Raw genomic sequence first — 24919 nt, 5'->3', positions numbered from 1 at the left:
GGTCAGGGGGCGGCTTCGGTACGGCACGTCAGCCGGGTCACGACCGCCCCGATGTCCGCCAGGAGCGCGGCCTCCTCGTCCCGGAGGTACAGATGTCCCCCGGGCAGCACGGTCAGCCGGAAGCCGTCGTTCGTCAGCTCGGCCCAGTCGTCCATCTGCTCCGGGGTCACCTCGGGGTCGCTGTCGCCGAGGTAGCCGTAGACCGGGCAGTCCAGCGGGGCGCGGGGGCCGCCGCGGTAGTCGTCCACCAGCCGGTAGTCCGCCCGTACGGCGGGCAGGACCAGGTCCCGCATATCGGGGTCGGCGAAGACCACGGCACGGCTCTCGTCGGAGCGCACGATGTCCGCGATGATCCGGTGGTCGGGGCCGGAGAACAGCCGCTGGCCCGCCAGCCGGTGCGGTGGTCGCCTGCCGGACACGCACAGGGCGGCCGGGGTGCGGCCCCGTTCCTGGAGACGCAGGGCAACCTCGTGCGCGACCGACGCCCCCATGCTGTGGCCGAAGAGCACCAGCCGGTACGGTGCCGGTCCGGCGAGGGCGTCGGCGATGTCGTCCGCGAGGGCTTCCAGTCCGGCCGGGAACGGATCGCCGAGCCGGTCCTCACGGCCCGGGTACCGGACGGCGAGTACGGCGATCTCCGGCGGCAGCCCGTCCGGCCAGCCCCGGTAGGCGCTGGCCCAGCCGCCCGCGTGCGGAAAGCAGACGAGTGCGGTGGTGCAGCCGTCGCCGTCCCGGTAGCGGCGGATCCACCGCTCCCACGGCGGGTTCGTCATCGTACGGTGTCCTTTCCGGCTCCGGCGGCCGGGGCCGCGGCCTCGGCGGGGACCGCTCCGCCGGGCTCCGCGGCCGCCCGGCGGGCGGTGATGGAGTCGGCGATCTCACCGCTGCGTACCGCGATGTTCGACAGCAGCGACGAGGTCAGGCCGTGGGTGTGTTCGGTGCCGCCCTGGAGGTAGAGCCCGCACCGCATGGCGGGGGCGGTGGCGATCCGGTAGTCCCGCTCCACCTGGTACCGGCCGGACTCGTCGCGGAGGCAGTGCCGGTCGAGGTCGCCGAGCAGCCCCGCGGGCTCCATGGCGTCGTATCCGGTGGCGCAGACCAGGGCGTCGAAGTCGAGTTCGCGGACCTCGCCCCCGGGGCCCGCCTGGAGGGTGACCCGGGTCTCGGCACCGGCCCGCTTCACGCCCGTGACCCGGGTCAGGTTGAGGAACCGCAGCCGGTTCTCGCCGCGTACGTCCTCGTCGTACGCCCGGCGGTAGAGGTCCCGGATGACGTCGTCGTCGACGACCGAGTAGTTGGTGTTGCGGTGGTACCGCCAGAAGGCGCCCCGGCTCTGTTCGGAGCCGAAGTAGTAGTCGTCCACGGCTCCGGGGTCGAAGATCTGGTTGGCGAAGGGGGTGTCGTCGGCGGCGACGTAGCCGTAGGAGGGGATGACGGACCACACCTGGGCGTGCGGCAGTTCGTCGTAGAGGAATCGGGTGATCTCGGCGGCGCTCTGGCCCGCTCCGACGACGGCCACCCGGCGCAGCTCGGCGGGGTTCGTACGGCGGTAGCGCTCCAGGAACTCGGAGCTGTGCCAGACGCGTTCGTCGCGTTCGACGCCGTCGGGGAGGCTGGGGACCAGTCCGGTGGAGATCACCACGTTCCGGGCCTCGATCACCCGGCCGGTGCGGCCGTCGGCGTCGGTGACCCGCAGGCGCAGCCGGTCGGCCCGCTCGGGGCCGGTGCCCGGCGGCAGCCGGATCGACGTCACCTCCGTACCGTATTCGACCCGGTCCGCCACCCGGGCCTGGGCCCATTCCAGGTACTGGTGGAACTCCTGGCGGGTGGGGAAGAAGTCCTGGTTGTTGACGAACCGGGGGAGGCGCCCCGACGCGTGGAGATAGGCGACGAAGCTGAAGCTGGAGGTCGGATTGCGGAAGGTGGCCAGATCCTTCAGGAAGGAGATCTGCATGGTCGCCGACGGCAGCAGCATATTGCGGTGCCAGCCGAAGGACGGCTGGCGCTCCAGGAAGAGGGCGCTGGTCCCTCCCCGGGGGTCGTCGCCCCGGGACTCCTCCAGGGCAATGGCGAGCGACAGGTTGGACGGACCGAATCCGATGCCGACGACGTCGTAGATCTCCTGGGCACGATCACTCATTGCAGTCTCTCCCCGCTGGCGTGGTCGGTACGGCGCGGTGGGCCCGCCGTCGGCCGGTGGTCTTTCGTCGTGGGCGCTCAGAGGAGTTCGCCGCCGCTCGTCCGCCGGCGCAGGGCGGGCCTGCTGGACCGGGCGAGGTCCTGCCACATATCGGACAGGCCGGTGACGGTCCGGGCCACGAACAGGGTGCGGATGGACACCTCCTGGTTCAGCTCGGCCCGGATCAGGCCGGTCAGTCTGATCGCCCGCAGCGAGTTGCCGCCGAGGTCGAAGAAGTCGTCGTCGATGCCCACCCGGTCGACCTCCAGTACGTCCGCGAACGCCTTCGCCAGGGCTCGTTCGGTGTCGTCGCGGGGCGCCCGGTAGCGGTCGTCGGCGGTGACCGGGTCGGGCAGCGCGGCCCGGTCGGTCCGGCCCCCGGGCGTCTCCGGGAGCCGGGGCAGCGGCAGGAATTCCGACGGCACCAGGGCTTCGGGCAGCAGCCCCTTGGCGTACGGGCGCAGCTCGCCGTCCGTGAGGCCGGTGCCGGGGTCGGCGGGAACCAGATGGGCGACGAGCCGCCGTCGTCCCGTGCCGTCCTCGCGCGCGGTCACGACCGCCCGGGCGACGGCGGGGTGGGCGGCGAGTACCGCCTCGGCCTCGGCGGGGTCGACGGGGACGCCGCGGATGTCGGTCGGGTCACCGGCCCGGCCCCGGTGTTCGAGGCGGCCGTCGGCGGTCCGGCGGGCCCGGTCGCCGGTACGGTACATCCGCCCGCCCGCCGGGCCGAACGGGCAGGGGACGAACCGTCGCGCGGTCTCCGCCGGGTGTCCCGGGTAGCCGCGGGCGATGCCGGGTCCGGCCGCGTACAGCTCCCCGGTGACGCCCGTGGGCACCGGGGCAAGCCCCGGCCCCAGTACGTAGAGGGCGGTGTGGTCCGCCGCGACGGCCCTGGCCGTGGCGGCGGGCGCGGCGGCGGGCGCTCCGTCGGCCGGGTGGTGGCGGGTGACGGTCACTGCCGTCTCCGCCGAGCCGTGGCCGGTGACGACCGTCAGTTCGGGGCAGGCCGTCCGGATTCTGCGGACGGCCGCCGCGGAGACCGGGCCGCCGCAGCTCCAGACTTCGCGGAAGCCGGTGAGGCGTTCGGGGCGGTCCGCGGCGACCGTCTCGAAGAGGGCCGGGGGCAGGACGACGACACAGCCGGGGTGGTCCGTCCGGACCGTGTTCAGGGTGTCGATGTCGGGTTCGCCGGGCGGCGCGACGACGATCCGGCCGCCGTTGAGCAGGGGCACCCACATTTCGAGGGCGAGCGCTTCCGAGGTCGGCGGGGTGTGCCAGAGCACGGGCCCCCGGGCGCCCTCCCGCCAGTGGTGGTCGAGGACGAGCCGCTCCATGTTGCGGTGGGTGACGGCGACTCCGGTGGCCGCGTCGGCCGCTCCGGAGCCGTACATCACGGCCAGCGTCCCGTCCGGGCGGGGCGGTCCCGGTGTCGCTTCCGGGCCCTCGCACCCGGTGTCCGGCCCGGTGGCGTCGACCGGGATCACCGGTACGTCCCGGAACGCGGCTGGCACACCGCCGGTCGTCGCGTCGGCCGTCGCCGGGTCGGTGAGCAGGGCGCGTATACCGGTCGCCGAAGCGGCGGGCGGGGCCGGGTGGGCCGGGTCGACCGGCAGCTGGGCGCCGCCCGACTTGGCGACGGCCAGCAGGGCGACGACCAGTTCGGCCGACCGGGGCAGCGCCACCGCCACGACCGTCCCGGGTCCGATGCTCCGACGGCGCAGCGCTTCGGCCAGCCGGTCGGAGCGTTCGTCGAGTTCGCGGTAGGTCGTCGTGGTGCCCGCGTGGACCAGCGCCACCGCGTCGGGGTCACGTGCCACCCGGCGGGCGAAGAGTTCCGGGACCGTGAGCCCGGGGAGTGCCGCCCCGGCGGGGCGGGGGACCGTCGGTACGGGTTCCCGGTCGGCGCCGGTGACCACGTCCAGGGCGCCGGCCGGGGCGTCGGGCCCGGCGGCCACCGCCGCCCGGATGTGAGCGATCAGGTCGGTGCCGATGAGGCGCAGCTCGGCCCGGGAGTAGAGGCCCCGGGGGGCGTCGAGTCTGAGGTGGAGATCGCCGCCCGCGCTCCGGTCCGTGGAGACGCTGACGGAGAGTTCGTCGAAGGCGCCGTTGGTCGCGCCGATATAGCGCGCCGGGCTTTCGCCGAAGGTCAGCCGCTCCGCGAACTCGACGACATTGACGACGGTGCCGAAGGGGCTTCGGTCGCCCAGCGCTGTTCCGCTCGCCCGCTGGATGTCGGAGTAGTGGCAGCCGGTGTGGTCGTGGATGTCGTAGGTCTCGTCGCCCAGGGTGTCGGTGAGTTCGGCGAGGCTGGCGCCGAGCGGCACGTCGGCACGTACGGGTACGACATTGACGGCGAGGCCGGGGGTGCGGCTCGCCGCTCCGGCGCGGTTGCCCACGGCCAGGGAGAGCAGGAACGCGGGGCGGTCGCAGCGGTGCCGGAGGTAGACCGCGGTCGCGGTGGTCAGCAGGGACGACAGCCAGACGCCCATGGACGCGGCGGCCTCGGCCCAGGTGTCGGCCTCGGCGCGCGGGACGGTGAGCGTACGGCTGACCATGCCGATGGCGTCGGCCAGCTCCGACCAGCGGTCGGCGGCGCTCACCGGTTCGGCGAGGGCGGCGTGTTCCGGCTCGCTCAGGGCGATGCCCGGCACCCGGGCGGGGGCGGGGGCGTCCTTCAGATAGTCGCGCCAGAACTCCGTGTCGTCCGCGTACGCGGGCGAGTCTCGGTACGCGGCCATGGTGGCGGCGTAGGACCGGGCGTCCCACGGATGCGGCGGTTCGGGGATCTCCGCCCCCCGGACCAGGGCCGTGTACACCTCGGCGAGACGCCGGGAGAGCAGTCCGCCCGCGCCGTAGCCGTCCGATATGAGGTGGTGGTACGCGATCACCACCAGTGAGCGGGTCGGGGCGAGGGTGACCGTGCCCAGCCGGAACAGCAGGTCCCGTGCCAGGTCGAACGGCCGGCCCAGCAACTCGGCGAGGCGGTCGCGCGCGGCCTGTTCGGGGTCGGGTTCGGCGCCGAGGTCGAGGTGGAACGGCTGCCAGTCCCCGAGTTCCCGGGGGATCAGCCGTAAGGGGCCGCCGGTGCCGCCCTCGCCGGCGGTGAAGTCGGTGAAGTCGGTGAAGGTGATCCGGAGGACCTCCGCCTCGTCCAGTACGTACCGGAACGCGGACGCCATGGCCGCCCGGTCCAGTTCGCCGTCCACGTCCCAGAGGATCATCGCGTGGTTCAGGGTGTCGGGGGACATCTTCTGGGCCAGCCACATCGCTTGGTGCGCGGGCGACGCGCCGTACGAGAGCAAACGGATCAACCCCTCAACGAGAGACGGCGGGAACCGGAGGAAGCCGTAGATCGCCTCCACCTTCACGGCGGTGGATCAGCCGGTCAAGAGAGTCGGGAACCGGCGGGGGGACAGGTCACGGGGGTGTCGCCGGTGTCCCGCCGGCGGGACGGCGGCCGCGCCGAGCCGGGTCGGCCGCAGGACCGGCCGGGGGCCGTCGGGGGCTGTCCGGAGCGGTCCGGTGCGGGCTCTACCGGGGTGCGCGCCCGGTGATCGCGGTATGGATATGACGGGCGGTCAGCCGAGGGGTGGGGTGTCGCAGCACCAGGTTTCCGCGCAGCCGGAGCCCGGTCGTGGCGGCCAGTCGTTTACTCAGCTCCACCGAGAGCAGGGAGTCGAAGCCGAGGTCCTTGAACTCCTGGTCGGGATCGACGGCCCCGGCCGAGGAGTGACCGAGTACCAGGGCGACCTTCTCCAGGACATGGCCGAGTACGCCGGCCTCCGCCTCGTCCTCGGGGAGGGCGGCGATCCGCTCCGGCAGCGGAACGGGCGGCTCGTCGTCCTCGGCCGGCGGGCCGGGCGGCGGTTCGGCCGGGGCCGTCGGGCTCGGGGGGTCGAGCCAGTATCGGCGCCGCTGGAAGGCGTAGGTGGGCAGCTCGACCCGGGGGACCGGGCCCGGCGGGGCCGCCCAGTCCACGGCGGCGCCCCGGACGTACAGCCGGGCCAGGGAGCCCAGGACGGCCTCGGCCTCGTCGCGGTCCCGCCGCCCCGACGAGAGGACCACGACGTCGTCGTACTTCTCGACGATCTCCTCGATGGGGACGGTCAGCAAGGGGTGCGGGCCCATCTCGGCGAAGACCCGGTATCCGTCGTCGGCCAGCCGCCGTACGGCGGTCTCGAAACGCACCCGCTCCCTCAGATTGTCATACCAATAGGTGCCGTCCAGCCCCGCCGTGTCGACGGGTTCCCCGTGGAGGGTGGAGTAGAACGGCAGGGCCGATGTGGTGGGACGCAGATCGGCGAGCGATGTGATGATCCGGTCGCGGACGCGGGTCACCTGGTGGGAGTGGGAGGCGTAGTCGACCGCTATCCGCCGGGCCTGCGCGCCCTCGGCCTTCACCTGACGGACGAGTTCGTCGATCGCGTCCGGATCGCCGGACACCACCACCGAGTGGGGGGCGTTGACGACGGCGATACCGAGGCGGCCGTGCCACTGGGCGAGGCGTTCCGTCACGGTGTCCGCCGACTCGCCGATGGACGCCATGCCCCCGGCTCCGGCCAGGGCGGTCAGGGCCCGGCTGCGGAGCGCCACGGTCTTGGCGGCATCGCGTGGCGACAGGGCTCCGCAGACCTGGGCGGCGGCGATCTCGCCCTGGCTGTGCCCGACGACGGCCGCCGGTTCCACCCCCCGGGACCGCCACAGGGCGGCGGTGGCGACCATGACGGCGAACAGTACGGGCTGCACCACGTCGACCCGGTCGGGTGGCGGTGTGCCCGGCGCGCCGCGCAGTACGTCGACCGGGGACCAGTCGACCCACTCGGACAGGGCGGCGGCGCAGTCGTCGAAGGCACGGGCGAAGACGGGGAAGGTGTCGTACAGCCGCCGCCCCATTCCGGCCCACTGGGCGCCCTGGCCGGGGAAGACGAAGACCACGCCGCCGAGGTCTCCGGTGACACCGCGCACCACTCCGGGCGACTCGGTGCCGTCGCGAAGGGCCGCGAGCCCGTCGAGCAGGGCGGCCCGGTGGGACCCGATGACGACCGCGCGGTGTTCGAACGCGGTCCGGTGTACGGCCAGGGACCGGCCGATGGCCGCGATGTCGGCGAAGTCAGCGGGATCGGGGTCGGCGGGGTCGGTGTCCGGCGCGGCGGTGACGGCGTCGTGCAGCCGGCCCGCCTGGTGTGCCAGGGCCTTCGCGGTCCGGCCCGACACCACCCACGGCACCGGTCCGGCCGGATGCGGGACGTCCGGGCCGGACTCAGCCGGATGCGGGACGTCCGGGCCGATCCCGGCCGCCGGATCCGGTGGCGGCGCCTCCTCCAGGATCGCATGGGCGTTGGTGCCGCTGAATCCGAAGGACGAGACCCCGGCCCGGCGCGGGCCGTCGGTCCCGGGCCATTCCCGCCCCTCCACCAGCAGTTCGACCGCGCCGGACGACCAGTCGACATGGTGTGAGGGCCGGTCGGCGTGGAGGGTCTTCGGCAGATGTCCGTGGTGGATCGCCAGCACGGCCTTCATCACCCCGGCGACCCCGGCTGCGGCCTGGGCATGGCCCATGTTCGACTTCAGGGAGCCCAGCCGCAGCGGTCCGCGTCCGGCCCGGTCCCGGCCGTAGACCGCCAGCAGGGCCTCCGCCTCGATGGGGTCGCCGAGTACGGTTCCGGTGCCGTGGGCCTCGACCAGGCCGACCGTGGCGGCGGGGACGCCCGCGTCGGCCAGCGCCTTGCGGATGACGTCCTCCTGGGCCCGGCCGTTGGGGGCGGTCAGTCCGTTGCTGGCACCGTCCTGGTTGACGGCCGAGCCGCGGACGACGGCGAGTACGGGGTGGCCGCGGCGGCGGGCGTCGGAGAGCCGTTCCAGCAGCAGGACGCCGACTCCCTCGGCCCAGCCGGTGCCGTCGGCGCCGTCGCCGAACGCCTTGCAGCGGCCGTCGGGCGCCAGGCCGCGCTGCCGGGAGAATTCGACGAAGGCGGCGGGCGTCGACATCACCGCCGCCCCGCCCGCGAGCGCGAGGGAGCATTCGCCGGAGCGCAGCGACCGTACCGCCAGGTGCAGGGCGACCAGCGACGACGAGCAGGCGGTGTCCACGGTGACGGCCGGTCCGGTGAACCCGAGGGTGTAGGCCACCCGGCCGGTCGCCACGCTCAGGGAGCTGCCGAGCGACAGATGTCCTTCCAGGTCGCTTCGGCCGCCGGTGAGGAACCGTGTCCCGTATTCGGGGGAGCTGACGCCGGAGAAGACCCCGACGTCGGTGCCGCGCAGCTCGGCCGGGACGATTCCGGCCCGTTCGAGGACTTCCCACGAGGTTTCCAGCAGCAGCCGCTGCTGGGGGTCGACGGTCAGCGCCTCCCGGGGGCTGAGGCCGAAGAACTCCGCGTCGAAGTCGGCCATGCCGGTGAGGAATCCGCCGTGCCGGACATATGATCCGCCGATGGTGTCGGGGTCCGGGTCGAAGACGTCCCGCCAGCCCCGGTCGGTGGGGAAGTCGGCCACCACGTCCCGGCCGTCGCGGATCATCTCCCACAGTTCGCCGGGCGTCGAGACTCCGCCGGGGTAGCGGCAGGCCATGGCGACCACGGCGATCGGTTCCGCGTCGCGGGCCCTGAGGGCGTCGTTCTCCCGCCGGAGGCGGTCGCGTTCCGCCAGCAGGGTGCGCAGCGCCCGTTCGACCCGGTCGGCGTCGTCCGCCGGACGATCCGCGGGGTTCGTCATCTCACTCATCCCTCTCGTCCAGGGCCAGGTCGAGGAGCGCGTCCAGGCCGAGGTCGCCCAGTCCGGCGTCGGAGGGTTCGCCGTGGGGCGCCGGGCCGGTGCCGGGAGGCGCCGCAGGGGCGGTATCGGTCGCGGTTTCGGCGGCGGAGGTCGCGGCAGGGGGGCGGAGCAGTCCGGACAGGTGCCGGGCCAGTTCGCGTGGTGTGGGGTGGCTGAAGACGAGGGTGGACGGCAGCCGCAGCCCGGTCGACGCGGCGAGCCGGTTGCAGAGTTCGACCGAGGTCAGGGAGTCGAAGCCGAGTTGGGTGAATGCCTGGTCGGCGTCGACGGCGGCGGCGGACGGGTGGCCGAGCACTACGGCGGCCTGGGCACGGACCCAGTTCAGTACGGCTGTCCCGGCCTCGTCGTCGGGGAGGTCGGCGAATCCCGGGGGCAGGCCCCTCGGGTCGTCGGCGGTCTCCCTACGGCCGGGGCGGGAACGACCGCCGTCGGCGAGGTCACGCAGCGGCGACGGGAGTTCGTCGCGGGGCCGGGCCCGTAGTGCGGCGAGGTCCAGGCGCGCCGGTACGAGTACGGGGCCGCCGAGTCCGAGGGCGGCGTCGAAGAGGGCCAGTGCCTCAGGGGCCGTCATGGGCGCGAAGCCGGGTCGCCGCAGCCGTGCCAGGCCGGTCCGGTCCAGTTCGGCGGTCATGCCGTGGGTCTGTTCCCACCACCCCCAGACCAGTGATGTGCCGGTCAGTCCGGCGGCCCGGCGGTGTGCGGCCAGTCCGTCGAGGAAGGTGTTGGCGGCGGCGTAGCCGGCCTGTCCGCCGTTGCCGAGGGTGCCCGCGAGCGCGGAGCAGAGGACGAAGGCCGACAGGGGGCGGTCGCGGGTGAGTTCGTGCAGGTGTACGGCGCCGCCCGCTTTGGCTCGCAGGGCCCGGTCCAGGTGCTCGGGGGTCAGTGACGTGAGGGTGCCGTCGGCGAGTTCGCCCGCCGTGTGGACGACGGCCGTCAGGGGGTATCCGCGCGGTGTCGTGTCGAGGAGTCCGGCGACGGCGGTCCGGTCGGCGATGTCGCAGGCCACCACGCGGACGGTGGCGCCCGCCCGTTCCAGTTCGGCGGCGAGGGCCGGGGCCCCGTCGGCGGCCGGGCCGCGGCGGCTCGCCAGGATCAGGCTGCGTACGCCGTGCTCGGTGACGAGATGCCGGGCCAGCCGGGAGCCCACTCCCCCGGTGCCGCCCGTGACCAGGACGGTCCCGCCGCCGAAGCCGCCGCCGAGGTCGAAGACGAGTTTGCCGGTGTGCTGTCCCCGGCTCATCTCGCGGAACGCCGTACGGGCGTCGCGGATGTCGCGGACGGAGACCGGGTTGAGTTCGAGCGCGCCGTCGGCGAAGAGTGCCATGACGGCCCCGAGCAGGTCCCGGAGCGCGTCGGGCCCCTCCTCGTAGACGTCGAAGGCCCGGTAGCGGACTCCGGGGTGCCGCTCGGCGACCTCGCGGGGGTCGCGGATATCGGTCTTCCCCATCTCGGCGAAGCCCCCGCCCCGGGGCAGCAGGGTCAGTGACGCGTCGACGAACTCATGGGCGAGGGAGTTGAGTACGGCGTCCATGCCCCGGCCGTCCGTCGAGGCCAGGAACTTGGCCGCGAACCCCGGGTCCCGTGAGGACGCCAGGTGTTCGTCGTCGAGGCCCAGGGCGCGCAGGGCGGGCCATTTGGCGGGGCTCGCGGTCGCGTAGACCTCGGCACCGGCGAGCCGGGCGAGCCGTACGGCGGCCATCCCGACGCCGCCCGCCGCCGCGTGGACGAGGATCCGGTCGCCCTCGGTCACCTTCAGCACCCGGTGCAGCGCGTAGTAGGCGGTGAAGAAGGCGCTCGGTACGGATGCCGCCTGGGCGTGGCTCCAGTCGTCGGGGACGGGCAGCAGGAGGCGGTGGTCGGCGACGGTCACCGGGCCGAAGGCGCCGGTGAAGGCGCCCATCACCCGGTCGCCGGGGGCGAGGCCGGTGACGTCGTCGGCGACCTCCAGTACCGTTCCCGCGCCTTCGCTGCCGATCCCGGTGTCGAAGGCCGTTCTCGCCACCAGTCCCAGCGCGATCGTGACGTCCCGGAAGTTGAGCCCGGCGGCCTGGACGGCGACGCGTACCTGTCCGCTCGTCAGGGGTGCCGCCGCCTCGGGGCAGGGCACCCAGGTGAGGTTCTCCAGGGTGCCCCTGCGGGGGATGCCGAGCCGGTGTCCGTGGGGCGGGGGCGGCAGCCGGTGGGCGGCGGGCGCGGCCGGTGCCAGCCGGGGGACGAGGCATTGGCCGCGCCGCAGGGCGAGCTGGTCGGCGTCGGCGGCGAGCGCGTCGGGGAGCCGGTCGGCGGACCTCGGGTCGTCGTCGATGTCGATCAGCCGGAATCTGCCGGGGTGTTCGGTCGCGGCGGAGCGTACGAGTCCCCACAGGGAGGCGCCGGGGAGGCTTTCGACCTGGTCGCCGCCGGTGTCGACGGCCAGCCGGGTGAGGACGACCAGGGTGCTTCCGGCCAGCCGTTCCTCGGCGAGGAAGCGCTGGGCCAGGGCGAGTACGCGTACGGCGGTGTCACGGACGTCGGTGAACGGTCCGGGCCCGGTGGCGGTGGTGCGGTCGGCGCGGAGGACGATGTGGCGGGGTGCCGGGCCGGTGAGGAGTTCGTCCAGGGTGTCGTGGGTGTCGTGGTGTGTGACGCGGTCCCCGCCGGGCGTGGTGAGCGGGGCGACGGGGCCGTCGCCGGTGCCGATGACGCTCCACGGTCCGGGGTCGGTGCGCCGTTCGTCGCGGTGGAGGGGCCGCCAGGAGATGTCGAAGAGCGACCGGCCGTGGTGTCCCGGTCCTGCGGGCACTTCCCCGGCTCCGGCGGGGCGGAGTGTCAGGGCCGCGATCCGGGCGGTCTCGTGGCCCGCTTCATCGGTGAGGGTGAGGGATACGGTCTCTTCGCCGACGGGGGTGATCCGGGCCCGTACGGTCGGGCCGCAGCGGCCGGTCATTTCCACCCCGGACCAGGAGAAGGGCATCCGGCCCCGGTCGCCGTCCATGCCGATGATCCCGCCGGCCGCCACGGCGTGCAGGACCGAGTCGAGGAGCGCCGGGTGGAGGGCGTATCCGTCGGCGTCCGGGCGGTCGGTGTCCGGGAGCCCGGCCCGGACGTGGAGGTCTTCGCCGAGCCGCCAGATCTCCCGGAGTCCGCGGAAGCCGGGCCCGTAGTCGAAGCCAGCCGCCGCCGCGGCCGTGTAGAAGCCGTCGGTGTCGAGTTCGAGCCGGGTCGCCCCGGCGGGCGGCCAGACGGCGGCCGGACTCCCGGTATCGGTGCCGACGGTGGCGGTGCGGGTCGGGCCGGGTGCCAGGTGTCCCCTGGTGTGCCGGGTCCAGCCCCCGGCCGTGCGGTCGTCGTCGCCGGGCCGGGCGTAGACGTCCAGGGGGCGCCGTCCCGGGTCGTCGGCCGTACCGACGACGACCCGGATCTGTACGTCGCCCGTCTCGGGCACGATCAGCGGGGTTTCCAGGACCAGTTCGCCGACCGTCGTACATCCGACGAGTTCGGCCGCCGAGAGCGCCAGCTCCAGTTGGGCCGTCGCCGGTACGACGATCGCACCGAAGACGCGGTGGTCGGCGAGCCATGGGTGGGTTCGGGTGGACCATCGGCCGGTGAGGACCAGTTCGCCGGTGCCGGGGTGGTCGACCACGGCGCCCAGCAGCGGATGCCGGGGTCCGCGGAGACCGGCGGCGGCGAGGTCGGCCGTCCCCGTTCCGGCCGGGGTGTCGAGCCAGAACCGCCGCCGTTCGAAGGCGTACGTCGGCAGGTCGACCCGGCGGCCCGGGCCGGTCAGGGCCGCCCAGTCGACGGCCGCGCCCCGGACGTCCAGTTCGGCCGCGGTGGCGAGCAGCGATTCGACCGGCCCCCGGTCCCGGCGGGCCGACGCGAGGACTTCGGCCCCGGTCACGCCGTCGGCGGCGAACGCCTCTTTGGTGAGGCCCGCGAGTGTCGCGCCGGGGCCCAGGTCGAGGAAGAGGTTCGCCCCGGCCGCCCGGGCGGACTCCACCGCGTCGTGGAAGCGGACCGGTTCCCGGACGTGCCGTACCCAGTGGTCCACGGACGCCAGTTCGGCGGGTGCGGCCTCGCGGCCGGTCCTGGTCGAGATCACGGCGGTCTCCGGCGTTCCGGGGCGCAGCGGCCCGACGGCCCCGGCGAACTCGTCCAGGACCGGGTCCATGAGTGGTGAGTGGAAGGCGTGGCCGACGTCGAGCGGTTTGGTCCGTACGGCGTCGGCGGCGAACCGGGCCCGGAGGTCCCGGATCTGGTCGCGGCTGCCGGAGACCACTACCGAGTCGGGGCCGTTGACGGCGGCGACACCGATCCGGTCGTACGGCCCGAGGGCGGCCCGGACGGCGTCCTCGGGGGCGCGGACCGCCAGCATGGCGCCGGATTCGGCGGCCGTACGCATGATCCGGCCCCGGGCGGCCACGAGCCGGGTCGCCGATTCCAGGTCGAGGGCGCCGGAGACGTGGGCGGCGGCGATCTCGCCGACGGAGTGGCCGATCAGCAGGCCGGGGCGCGGACCGTACCGGGTGATCAGCCGGTAGAGGCCGGTCTGGAGGGTGAACAGGGCGGCCTGGGCGATGTCCGTACGCCCGGTGTCCTCGTCGGTCCCGGCGGCGAGCAGCAGGGGTTTCAGGGCGAAGGGGAGGACGGTGTCGAAGTGGGCGCAGACCTCGTCCACGGCGTGGGCGAAGGCCGGGAAGGCGGCGTACAGCCCGGAGGCCGTGCCCGCCCATCGCGACCCCTGCCCGGGGAACATGAAGACGGTTTCGCCGGGTTTCCCGGTGGCGACGCCGCGTACCAGGCCGGGGGCTTCCGTTCCGTCGCGCAGGGATGCCAGGGCGTTCAGCAGGGTGTCCCGGTCGGGTCCGATGAGCACGGCCCGGTGTTCGAGCCGGGCGCGGCCCGTCGCGAGCGACCGGCCGATGTCGACGGGATCGGGGACGGTGTCGGCGGCGGCGAAGGCGTACAGCCGCTCCGCCTGGCCCCGCAGGGCCTCGGCGGAGCGGGCCGAAACCGGCCACGGCACCGGTCCCCGGCCTCCGTGGGGCGGTCCGGGCGCGGTGTCCCGTACCGTCTCCTCCGCCACGGGGGCCTGTTCGAGGATCAGATGGGCGTTGGTGCCGCTGACGCCGAACGCCGATACCCCGGCCCGCCGGGGCCGTCCGCCGGTCCGAGGCCACGGCCGGGTCTTCGCCAGCAGTTCCACCGTCCCGGCCGACCAGTCGACATGGGGTGTCGGCTCGTCGAGGTGCAGTGTCCTCGGCAGGGTGCCGTGCCGCATGGCCAGCACCATCTTGATGACTCCGGCGACACCGGCCGCGCACTGCGGATGGCCGATATTGGATTTCACCGATCCCACCTGGAGCGGCCGGCCGGCGGCCCGGCCCTTCCCGTAGGCGGCGATCAGGGCCTGGGCCTCGATCGGGTCGCCCAGGGGGGTGCCGGTGCCGTGCGCCTCGACGGCGTCGACGTCGTCGGGCCGGATCCGGGCGTCGGCCAGCGCCTGCCGGATGACGCGCCGCTGGGAGGGCCCGTTGGGGGCGGTCAGTCCGTTGCTCGCGCCGTCCTGGTTGACGGCGGAGCCCCGGATGACGGCGAGTACGGGGTGGCCGAGGCGGCGGGCGTCGGAGAGCCGTTCCAGCAGCAGGACGCCGACGCCCTCGCCCCAGGCCGTACCGTCGGCGGCGGCCGAGAACGGCTTGCACCGGCCGTCCGGCGCCAGGCCCCGCTGGCGGGAGAACTCGGTGAAGACACCGGGTGTCGTCATCACCGTCACCCCGCCCGCCAGGGCCGCCGTGCACTCCCCGGTGCGGAGCGCCCGGACCGCGAGATGCAGGGTGACGAGCGACGACGAGCATGCCGTGTCGATGGTGACGGCCGGGCCTTCGAAGCCTCCCGTGTACGCGATCCGCCCCGAGGCGACGGCGGTCGCGGTGCCGGTCATCAGATAGCCCTCCAGGGCTTCCGGTGACCGGTGCGTCGGCGGCCCGTACTCCTGGCGCGCTATCCCCATGAAGACTCCGGTCCGGCTGCCGCGCAGGGTCGTCGGGTCGATACCGGCCCGCTCGATCGCCTCCCACGAGGTTTCCAGCAGCAGCCGCTGCTGGGGTTCGACGGCCATCGCCTCGCGCGGGCTGATCTCGAAGAATCCGGGGTCGAACTCGTCGGCGTCGTAGAGGAAGCCGCCTTCGCGCACATACGACGTGCCGTGGACGCCGGGTTCCGGCGCGTACAGGGCGTCCAGGTCCCAGCCCCGGTTCTCCGGGAAGCCGGAGACGGCGTCCCGCTCCTCGACGAGCAGGTTCCACAGCTCCTCCGGGGAGCGCACCCCGCCGGGAAAGCGGCAGCTCATGCCGATGACGGCGATCGGCTCGCGGGAAGCGGCGGCCTCGTCGGCCAGCTCCGCGTTGATCCGCCGCAGGCGCTCCGTCTCCTTGAGGGAGGCCCGCAGCGCCTCGACGACCGCGTCCTGGGAATCGGCCATCACGACCTCCGCGTCTCGTCGGGAACGGTGTTGTTCCGCATCGCCGTCCGCACCAGGTCGGCCACGTCCATGTCGTCCAGCGACGGGCCGTCGGCCGCCCGGGGGGTGTCACCGGCCTCGCGGGGGTCACGGGCCTGCCCGGGGTCTTCTACGACGGACGGTCCGGGTGACTCGCCGTCGGCACCGGCCGCCCGTTCCGGGAACAGTTCCTCCCGCAGATACCGGGCCACGGCGACCGGTGTCGGATGGTCGAACAGCAGGGTCGTGGAGAGCGGCAGGCCCGTGACGCGCCGTAGCCGGTTCCGCATCTCCATGGCGGTGAGGGAGTCGAATCCGGCGAGGCTGAAGGCCCGGTCGGCGCGGATCGCCGCCGGTCCTTCCAAACCGAGTACGGCCGCCGAGTGCCCCCGTACGGTGGCCAGCAGGGCCTCGTCCAGCTTGGTGTCCGGCAGCTCCCTCAGCCGGGCCGCCAGATCGCCCTCCGGTGCCGCGGCGCCGTCATCGTTCGCCCCGGCCCCGGCCCCGGCCCCGGCCGCCGGGTGAGGGGCGAGGTCGGGGAGATCGGCGATCAGCGGGCTGGGGCGGACCGCGGTCAGTACGGGGGCGAAGTCGGCCCACTCGACCCGGGCGACCGTGATCCGAGTCTCGTCCCGGCCCAGTGACGCGGCCAGGGCCGCCGTCGCCGTCTCGGGTGCCATCGGCGGCAGCCCCCGCCCGCGCAGCCGTTCCTCCGCCTCGTCGCTGACCAGTCCGCCGCCGCCCCAGGATCCCCAGGCGACGGCGGTCGCCTTCAGCCCGGCCGCCCGGCGCGTTTCGGCCAGGGCGTCGGCGAAGGCGTTGGCGGCGCCGTACCCGCCTTGTCCGGCACTCCCCCAGACACCCCCCGCCGCCGAGGAGAAGAGGACGAACGCGTCCAGGTTCCGGGCGGCGGTCAGTTCGTGGAGCGCCACGGCGGCGGCCACCTTGGGCCGGAGCACCCGGGCCAGCCGGTCCGGCGTGAGGGATTCCACCAACCCGTCGGCGAGTACGGCGGCACCGTGGAACACGGCCCGCAGCGGATACTCCGCCGGGATCGACGCCAGTACGTCCCGGAGCCCGTCGCGGTCGGCGGCGTCGACGGCGGCCACGGTCACCCGCGAACCCAGCTCGATCAGCTCCGCCGTCAGCTCCCCGATGCCGGGGGTCTCCGCGCCCCGTCTGCCGACGAGCAGCAGATGGGGCGCCCCGGCCCGGGCCAGCCAGCGGCAGATGTGCGAACCGACCGCACCGGCGCCGCCGGTGACCAGTACGGTGCCGCGCGGACGCCAGTCCCCGTCCGGGCCCGGGGCCGCGCCGTCGTCCAGCGGCGCGCGCGTCAGCCGCCGGCCGTAGACCCCGGAGGCACGTACGGCCATCTCGTCCTCGCCATGGCCACCGCCCGCCCCTCCCCTACTCGTCTCGCCGCTGTTCACGAGGACGGCGGACAGGAGGTCGATGGTCCGCGCGTCCAGCCGGGCGGGGACGTCCACGAGCCCGCCCCAACGCTCCGGCCGCTCCAGCGCCACCGCCCGGCCCAGGCCCCAGATCTGGGCCTGGAGCGGGTTTCGCACGGTGTCGGCGGGACCGGTGGCCACGGCCTCGCGGGTCAGACACCACAGCCGGGCCTCAACTCCCGCGTCCGCCAGGGCCTGTACGAGGGTAACGGTGCCCGCGAGCCCGTCCGATACCGGCTGGTGGGCGGCGGCGACACCGTCGTCGCCGAGTGCGGCGAGGGAGAGCACACCGGTGAGCCGTCCATCGGCTTCGTTGCCGTTCGGGGTCTCGCCGCTGTCGGCCAGTGCGGCGGCGAGCCGTCGGCCGAGTGCCGTACGGTCCCACAGCTCGGCGGGCGGCACCTCGCACCGGACCACTCGGGTACGGCGTCGCCGCAGCGCCTCGATCACCGCGACCGCGGCGGGGTCCCGGGCGACGGACGCGGGGACGACCACCAGCCAGCCGCCGTCGTCCGGTCCCCGCCCCGGACGGGAGCCGGGGGCGGGAGCGGAACCCATGCCGGGCAGGAGCTTCCAGGTCGCGCGGTAGCGCCAGGTGTCCCGTACGGAGCGGTCCGCCCGGCGACGACGCCACGACGACATCGCGGCGAGTACGGCGGGCAGGTCGGTGGCGTCTCCGAGCCCGAGGGTGCTGATCAGGGCGGCCGGGTCCTCCCGGTCGACCGCGTCCCAGAACTCGGCCTCGGCCGGATCGACGACGGCGGTGGCCGGACGGCCGCCCCTCGTTTCGTCGGGTCCGCCGGATTCGTCGGGGTTTTCCAGGAGCCAGTAGTGCTGGTGTTGGAAGGGGTAGGTGGGGAGGTCGACGGTTCCGGTGGTGGGGGCGTAGAAGCGGGTCCAGTCGATGGTGGTGTGGGTGTGGGTGGTGGCGAGGGATGTGAGGACGCGTTGCCAGGTGTCGTCGTCGCGGCGGAGGGTTCCGGTGGCGGTGACGGTGACGTCAGCCGTATCGGCGTGGTGTTCGGCGGTCTCCTGGACGGGATGGGTCAGGACGGGGTGGGGACTGGCCTCGATGAACAGGGTGTGGCCGTCGTCCAGCAGAGCCTTCGTCGCAGCCTCGAAATCAACAGTCGTAGCCAGATTGTCGTACCAGTAGCCGACATTCATCACCGTGGTGTCCGGCATCGGACCACCGGTATGACCGGCGACGGAGGAATAGAACGCCACCGAGGCCGACCGGGGTTGAATCGGAGAAAGCAGCTCCGTCAACCGATCCTTGAGTGCTTCCATGTGGGCGGTGTGGGAGGCGTAATCCACCGGAATCCTCCGCGCCCGGATCTGTACGGCCTCGCAGTGCGCCAGGAGCTCCGCCAGGGCATCGGCATCGCCTGCGACCACGGTCGACAGCGGACCGTTCACCGCCGCCACGAGTATCCGACCAGCCCACCGTTCGATCAGAGCCGAGGCATCCGACCTGGACAGGGGCAGGGAGACCATCCCGCCCGGTCCCGCGAGAGCCGCGATCGTCTGCGACCGCAGCGCCACCACCCGCGCGGAATCCTCCAACGACAGCACACCCGCGATATGCGCGGCAGCGATCTCCCCCTGGGAGTGACCCACCACCGCATCCGGGACGATGCCCAAGTGCTCCCAGAGCCGGGCCAGCGACACCATCACCGCCCACAGAGCAGGCTGAACCACGTCCACCCGATCCAGCCCCGGAGCACCCTCCACACCCCGAAGGACGTCGACCAGCTCCCAACCGGTAAAGGTTTTAAGAGCCGCCGCACAAGCCTCCAGATGCTCGGCGAAGGCGGGCGAGGACTCCAGCAATCCCAGACCCATACCGATCCACTGCGCCCCCTGCCCGGGAAAGACGAAGACCGTACGTCCCCTGCTGTCAGGCGCCAGACCGGACACCAACCGCCCAGAGGGCTCACCGGCCGCCAACGCGGCCAGCCCGTCCCGATAATCAGACTGATCCCGGCCGATGACCACGGCCCGATGGTCGAACACCGCCCGACTCAAGGCCAGGGCGTGCCCGACCTCAGCGGTCGTGAGCTGCGGATTGCGATCGAGATGGTCGAGGAGCCGACGGGCCTGCTCACGCAACGCCCCCTCCGACTTCCCCGACACCACCCACGGCAACACCCCACCCGCCACCACCACCGGACCAGAGCCCTCAGACGCATCCGCCGCCTCGGGCGCCTGCTCCACAATCAGATGGGCGTTGGTTCCACTGACCCCGAACGACGACACACCGGCCCGCCGTGGGCGATCGATCTCCGGCCAGGACCGCGTCTCGGTCAGCAACTCCACCGAACCCGCCGACCAGTCCACGAACGACGACGGCTCATCTACATGCAGCGTCCTCGGCAACACCCCGTACCGCATCGCCATCACCATCTTGATGACCCCACCCACACCCGCCGCCGCCTGAGCATGACCGATATTCGACTTCAACGACCCGAGCCACAACGGCCGCCCCTCCGAACGGCCCTGCCCATACGTCGCGAGCAACGCCTGCGCCTCGATCGGATCCCCGAGGGTCGTCCCCGTACCATGCGCCTCCACGGCATCGACCTCATCCGCCGCAAGCCCCGCATTCGCCAGCGCCTGCCGAATCACCCGCTCCTGCGAAGGCCCATTCGGCGCCGTCAACCCGTTACTCGCACCGTCCTGATTCACCGCCGAACCACGGATCACCGCCAACACCCGATGACCGTTTCGCCGCGCGTCGGAAAGCCGCTCCAGCAACAGCAGCCCCACACCCTCCGCCCAACCCGTACCGTCGGCGGCCTCCGCGAACGCCTTGCACCGGCCGTCCCTCGCGAGCCCCCGCTGTCGGCTGAACTCGGTGAACACATCGGGTGTCGACATCACCGTGACACCACCGGCCAGAGCCAGGGAGCATTCCCCCTGACGCAGCGCCTGTGCGGCCAGATGGAGGGCCACCAGCGACGACGAGCAGGCCGTGTCGACGGTGACGGCCGGGCCTTCGAATCCGAGGGTGTAGGAGAGTCGGCCGGAGGCGACACTGCCCGCACTCCCGTTGATCAGATAACCCTCCAGGTCCCTGGGGACCGACCCGAGCCGGCTGCCGTAGTCGCCGTACATGACTCCCGTGAACACACCGGTCGAGGTGGCACGGAGGGCGGTGGGGTCGATCCCGGCGCGTTCGAGGGTCTCCCAGCCGACTTCCAGCAGCAGTCGTTGCTGGGGGTCCATGGCGAGGGCTTCGCGCGGGTTGATGCCGAAGAAGGCGGGGTCGAAGGCGTCGGCGTCGTAGAGGAAGCCGCCCTCCCGGACGTAGGTCGTGCCGGGCCGGTCGGGATCGGGGTCGTACAGCTTCTCCATGTCCCAGCCCCGGTCGCCGGGGAACTCGGCCACGGCGTCCCGCCCGTTCGCCACCAGGTCCCACAGTTCGTCGGCGGAGCGCACTCCGCCCGGGTACCGGCAGCCGATGCCCACGATCGCGATGGGCTCGTCGGCGGCGACGGTCCCCGCGACCGCCGGGGCGGCGACGGCCGGGGCGGCGGTCGCCCCCGCCGTCGGGGCGAGTAGGGCATGGAGATGGCGGGCCAGTCGTCGCGGGGTGGGATGGTCGAAGACGAGTCCGGCGGCGAGCCGGAGGCCGGTGGCGGCGTTGATCCGGTTGCGCAGTTCGACGGCGGTCAGCGAGTCGAAGCCGAGGTCCTTGAACGCCCGGTCGGTGTTGACCGCGTCGGACGCGGTGTGGCCGAGGACCAGTGCCACATGGGTACGGACGAGGGCGGTCAGGGTCTCCTCCGCCTCCTCGGGTGCGAGCCGGGCGAGTCGCGTACGGAGACCGTCGGCGTCGGTCGCCGTGGCCGCCGACGTGGCGGCCCTGCGGACGGGTGCGCGTACGAGCCCCTGGAGGACGGCGGGAAGCGTCCCGGTCTCCAGCCGCGTCCGCAGCAGGTCCGACCCGATCTTCGCGGCGACGGGGCAGGCCGTCCGGGCGGCTCGGGCGGCCTCGAAGAGCGCCAGTCCCTCCTCCGCCGTGACGGGCTCGATCCCGAGCCGGGCGATCCTGGTGAGATCCGCCGCCACCAGGTGGCCGGTCATGTCGCTGCTGTCGGCCCACAGCCCCCAGACCACTGATGTGGCGGGCAGTCCCTCGGCACGACGGCTCTGGGCCAACGCGTCGAGGAAGACGTTCGCCGCCGCGTAGTTGCCCTGTCCGGGGCTGCCCAGTACGCCCGACACGGAGGAGAAGAGGACGAACTCCGTGAGGTCGTGATCGCGGGTGAGCTGGTGCAGATGCCAGGCCACGTCGACCTTCGGACGGAACACTCTGTCGATGTGCTCCGGTGTCAGGGACGTCAGTACGCCGTCGTCGAGAACGCCCGCGCAATGGACGACGGCTGTCAGCGGATGCTCGTCCGGAACAGTCGCCAGCAGGGCGGCGAGGGCGGCGCGGTCGGCGGTGTCGCAGGCCGCGACGGTGACCTTCACCCCCAGCTCGGTCAGTTCGGCGGCGAGTTCGGCGGCTCCGGGGGCTTCGGGGCCGCGTCGGCTCGCCAGCAGCAGATGGCCGACTCCGGGGGCCGTCGCGTACCGGCGGGCGAAGAGCCCGCCGAGGGTGCCCGTACCGCCGGTGATCAGGACGGTGCCGCTCGCGATCGGCTCGGGCGCGCCGCCGCCCGCCTGCCGTTCCGGTGCCGCGTCCGCGTCCGCGTCCGCGTCCGCGTCGAAGTCTGTTTCGGCGTCCGGTGGCGGGGTCTCCCGAACGAGTCGGGGTACGTAGAGCCGCTGGTCGTCGTCTCGGACGGCCAGTTGCGGCTCGTCGCCGGCCAGCGCGCTCCGGAACGCTTCGGCCGGGACGGTGTTCTCGTCGGCGAGGTCGATCACGGCGAATCGGCCCGGGTGCTCGGTCTGGGCCGTACGGATCAGGCCCCAGGCGGCGGCGTCCGCCGGGCCGGGCGATTCGGTGTCGGGGTCGACTGCTACGGCACGTTCGGTGAGGAACACCAGTCGGCACTCGGCCGGACGGTCCTCGGCCAGCCATGACCGGACCGTGTCCAGGACGTACCGCACGGCGGTGCGCGCGGAACCCGGAACGTCGTCGGTTTCGGGGTCGGTGTCGGCGGAACGGCTGAGCAGCCCGGTGGCGATCACCAGATCCGGCCCGGGGGCGGTGTCGTCGGCGGGTATCGATGCCGGATCCGTACGGTGGTCGACCACGGTGCCGTCGGGCAGCGCCGCCACCAGTGCCTCGGGTACGGCGGAACCCGCGAACGTCACCCGGCCGAGTACCGGGGCCTCGGCCACGGGGACGGGGGTCCAGGCCAGGCGGAACAGCTGGTCGTCCCGGGTCGACGCGACGGCCTTCGCCAGCTGCTCCGGCGTGATCGACCGCATGGCGAGCGATGCCACGTCAGCGACGGGCCGCCCGGTGGGGTCGGCCAGCCGGAGGCGGAAGGTTCCCGTATCGGCGGGGGTGATCCGGACCCGTAGCTCGCGGGCACCGACGGCGTACAGCTCGACGTCCGACCAGGCGAACGGCAGGGGCACCTCGCCGGGGCTTCGCTCCGTATCCACGGCTCCGATCGGATGTTGCGCGGCGTCGAAGAGGGCGGGGTGGATACCGAAGGCGGAGCCGTCCGGGTGTCCCTCGTCCGGCAGCACCACTTCGGCGTACACCTCTTCACCGTCCTGCCATACGGCGCGTACGCCCCGGAAGGCGGGCCCGTACTGGTAGCCCTCGGCGGCCAGGGACGGATACAGCTCCTCGATCTCCACAGGTACCGCACCGGTCGGCGGCCAGGCCGTCGGCCGCGCCCAGGCCGTGGTGTCCGTGGCGCCGGACAGCGGCCGGGCGGTCAGGGTGCCGGTGGCATGACGGGTCCAGGGCCGGTCCGAGGGTGCGTCATCGGGTCGGGAGTGGATGGTGAGGGCCCGGTTGCCGTCGTCGTCGGACGCCTCCTCCACCAGCAGTTGGAGCTGGACTCCGCCGACCGGAGGAAGAGTCAGGGGCGCTTCGAGGATCAGCTCCCGGAGGTGGGGGGTGCCGACACTCCGCCCCGAGTGGAGGGCGAGTTCGACGAACGCGGTACCCGGCAGCAGCGGGGTGTCGTGGACGGCGTGGTCCGCCAGCCAGGGATGGGTCCGCAGGGAAAGGCTCCCGGTGAACAGCCGACCGTCGCCGGCCGCCAGGGCGACGGAGGCCCCGAGCAGTCCGTGGTCGGCGGCGCGCAGTCCGAGGGCCTGGGGATCGGTGGTTGTGGTGGGGTTTTCCAGGAGCCAGTAGTGCTGGTGTTGGAAGGGGTAGGTGGGGAGGTCGACGGTTCCGGTGGTGGGGGCGTAGAAGCGGGTCCAGTCGATGGTGGTGTGGGTGTGGGCGGTGGCGAGGGATGTGAGGACGCGTTGCCAGGTGTCGTCGTCGCGGCGGAGGGTTCCGGTGGCGGTGACGGTGACGTCAGCCGTGTCGGCTTGGTGTTCGGCGGTCTCCTGGACGGGATGGCTCAGGACGGGGTGGGGGCTGGACTCGATGAACAGGGTGTGCCCGTCGTCCAGCAGAGCCTTCGTCGCAGCCTCGAAGTCGACGGTCGTGGCCAGATTGTCGTACCAGTAGCCGGCATTCATCACCGTGGTGTCCGGCATCGGACCACCGGTATGACCGGCGACGGAGGAATAGAACGCGACAGAGCCAGGCCGGGGCTGAATCGGGGAAAGCAGGTCCAGCAACCGATCCTTGAGGGTTGCCATGTGGGGGGTGTGTGAGGCGTAGTCCACCGGGATCCTCCGCGCGCGGATCTGCACGCCCTCACAGTGCGTCAGCAACTCTTCTACGGCATCGATATCACCGGCGACCACCGTGGCGGTGGGTCCGTTGACCGTGGCGACGGTAAGCCGTCCGTTCCATCGTTCGATCAGAGCCGAGGCATCCGGCCTGGACAAGGGCAGGGAGACCATCCCGCCCGGTCCCGCGAGAGCCGCGATCGTCTGTGACCGCAGCGCCACCACCCGCGCCGAGTCCTCCAGAGACAGCACACCCGCGATATGCGCAGCCGCGATCTCCCCCTGCGAATGCCCCACCACCGCATCCGGCACCACACCCAAGTGCTCCCACAACCGCGCCAGCGACACCATCACCGCCCACAACGCAGGCTGAACCACCTCCACCCGATCCAACCCCGGAACACCCTCCACACCCCGAAGAACATCCACCACATCCCAACCCGTAAACGGCTCAAGAACCGCCGCACAAGCCCCCAGATGCTCGGCGAAAACAGGCGAGGACTCCAACAACCCCACACCCATACCGATCCACTGCGCCCCCTGCCCGGGGAACACCAGGACTGTCCGGCCGGGCTCGGAGGCCACCGCGGAAGTGACGATATGAGGGGACGGCTCACCGGCGGCCAGGGCCGTCAGCCCGTTCTGACAGTCGGTCCGGCTTCGGCCGATCACCACGGCCCGGTGATCGAAGACCGCCCGGCCCGTGGCCAGGGCGTGTCCGACCTCAGCGGTCGTGAGCCGCGGATTGCGATCGAGATGGTCGAGGAGCCGACGGGCCTGCTCACGCAACGCCCCCTCCGACCGCGCCGACACCACCCACGGCAGCACCCCATCCGATACCACCACCGGACCAGAGCCTTCATACGCATCCGCCGCCTCGGGCGCCTGCTCGACAATCAGATGGGCATTGGTTCCACTGACCCCGAAGGCGGAAACTCCGGCCCGGCGCGGGCGCTCGGCCTCCGGCCACGACCGTTCCTCGGTCAGCAACTCCACTGAACCCGCTGACCAGTCGACATGCGGTGTCGGCTCGTCCACGTTCAAGGTGCGCGGCAGCTTCCCGTTGCGTAGCGCCATCACCATCTTGATCACACCGGCTACACCCGCCGCGGCACCCAGGTGGCCGATATTGGACTTCAGGGAACCGAGCCAGAGCGGCCGGTCTTCCGGGCGGTTCTGGCCGTAGGTCGCGAGCAACGCCTGCGCCTCGATCGGATCCCCGAGCGTCGTCCCCGTACCATGCGCCTCCACGGCATCGACCTCATC

General features: G+C 73.0%; 6 protein-coding genes. All 6 read right to left on the bottom strand.

The window, feature by feature from the left end; all coding sequences use genetic code 11:
* Positions 1 to 2: 2 nt before the first annotated feature.
* The gene (locus AB0G74_RS30405; RefSeq protein ID WP_361152737.1) at positions 3 to 773 is read right to left on the bottom strand and encodes an alpha/beta fold hydrolase; all 771 of its coding nucleotides are present in this window, start codon (positions 771 to 773) and stop codon (positions 3 to 5) included.
* The gene (locus AB0G74_RS30400; protein WP_361152735.1) at positions 770 to 2140 is read right to left on the bottom strand and encodes a lysine N(6)-hydroxylase/L-ornithine N(5)-oxygenase family protein; all 1371 of its coding nucleotides are present in this window, start codon (positions 2138 to 2140) and stop codon (positions 770 to 772) included. Before AB0G74_RS30400 ends, AB0G74_RS30405 begins: the two co-directional genes overlap by 4 nt.
* Before the next feature lie 77 nt (positions 2141 to 2217).
* Entirely contained in the window at positions 2218 to 5490 is a 3273-nt protein-coding gene (locus AB0G74_RS30395; RefSeq protein ID WP_361152733.1) for an AMP-binding protein, read from the bottom strand.
* A 220-nt stretch (positions 5491 to 5710) separates the two neighbouring features.
* On the bottom strand, positions 5711 to 8893 hold the full coding sequence (locus AB0G74_RS30390; RefSeq protein WP_361152730.1) for a type I polyketide synthase: 3183 nt from the start codon (positions 8891 to 8893) through the stop codon (positions 5711 to 5713).
* A gap of 1 nt (position 8894) precedes the next feature.
* A complete protein-coding gene (locus AB0G74_RS30385) occupies positions 8895 to 15416 on the bottom strand; it encodes a type I polyketide synthase (RefSeq protein ID WP_361152728.1) in 6522 nt (2173 codons plus the stop codon).
* A complete protein-coding gene (locus tag AB0G74_RS30380) occupies positions 15416 to 24904 on the bottom strand; it encodes a type I polyketide synthase (RefSeq protein ID WP_361152726.1) in 9489 nt (3162 codons plus the stop codon). Before AB0G74_RS30380 ends, AB0G74_RS30385 begins: the two co-directional genes overlap by 1 nt.
* Between the last annotated feature and the right edge of the window lie 15 nt (positions 24905 to 24919).

The sequence above is a fragment of the Streptomyces sp. NPDC020875 genome, assembly GCF_040641415.1.
Classification (GTDB): domain Bacteria; phylum Actinomycetota; class Actinomycetes; order Streptomycetales; family Streptomycetaceae; genus Streptomyces.
This window is presented reverse-complemented; position numbering and strand designations above follow the sequence as displayed.

Excerpts from the sequence above, each read along its gene's own strand:
- AB0G74_RS30390 (WP_361152730.1), bottom strand. The coding sequence starts at position 8,893 with ATGACGAACCCCGCGGATCGTCCGGCGGACGACGCCGACCGGGTCGAA.
- AB0G74_RS30385 (WP_361152728.1), bottom strand. The coding sequence starts at position 15,416 with ATGGCCGATTCCCAGGACGCGGTCGTCGAGGCGCTGCGGGCCTCCCTC.
- AB0G74_RS30405 (WP_361152737.1), bottom strand. The coding sequence starts at position 773 with ATGACGAACCCGCCGTGGGAGCGGTGGATCCGCCGCTACCGGGACGGC.
- AB0G74_RS30400 (WP_361152735.1), bottom strand. The coding sequence starts at position 2,140 with ATGAGTGATCGTGCCCAGGAGATCTACGACGTCGTCGGCATCGGATTC.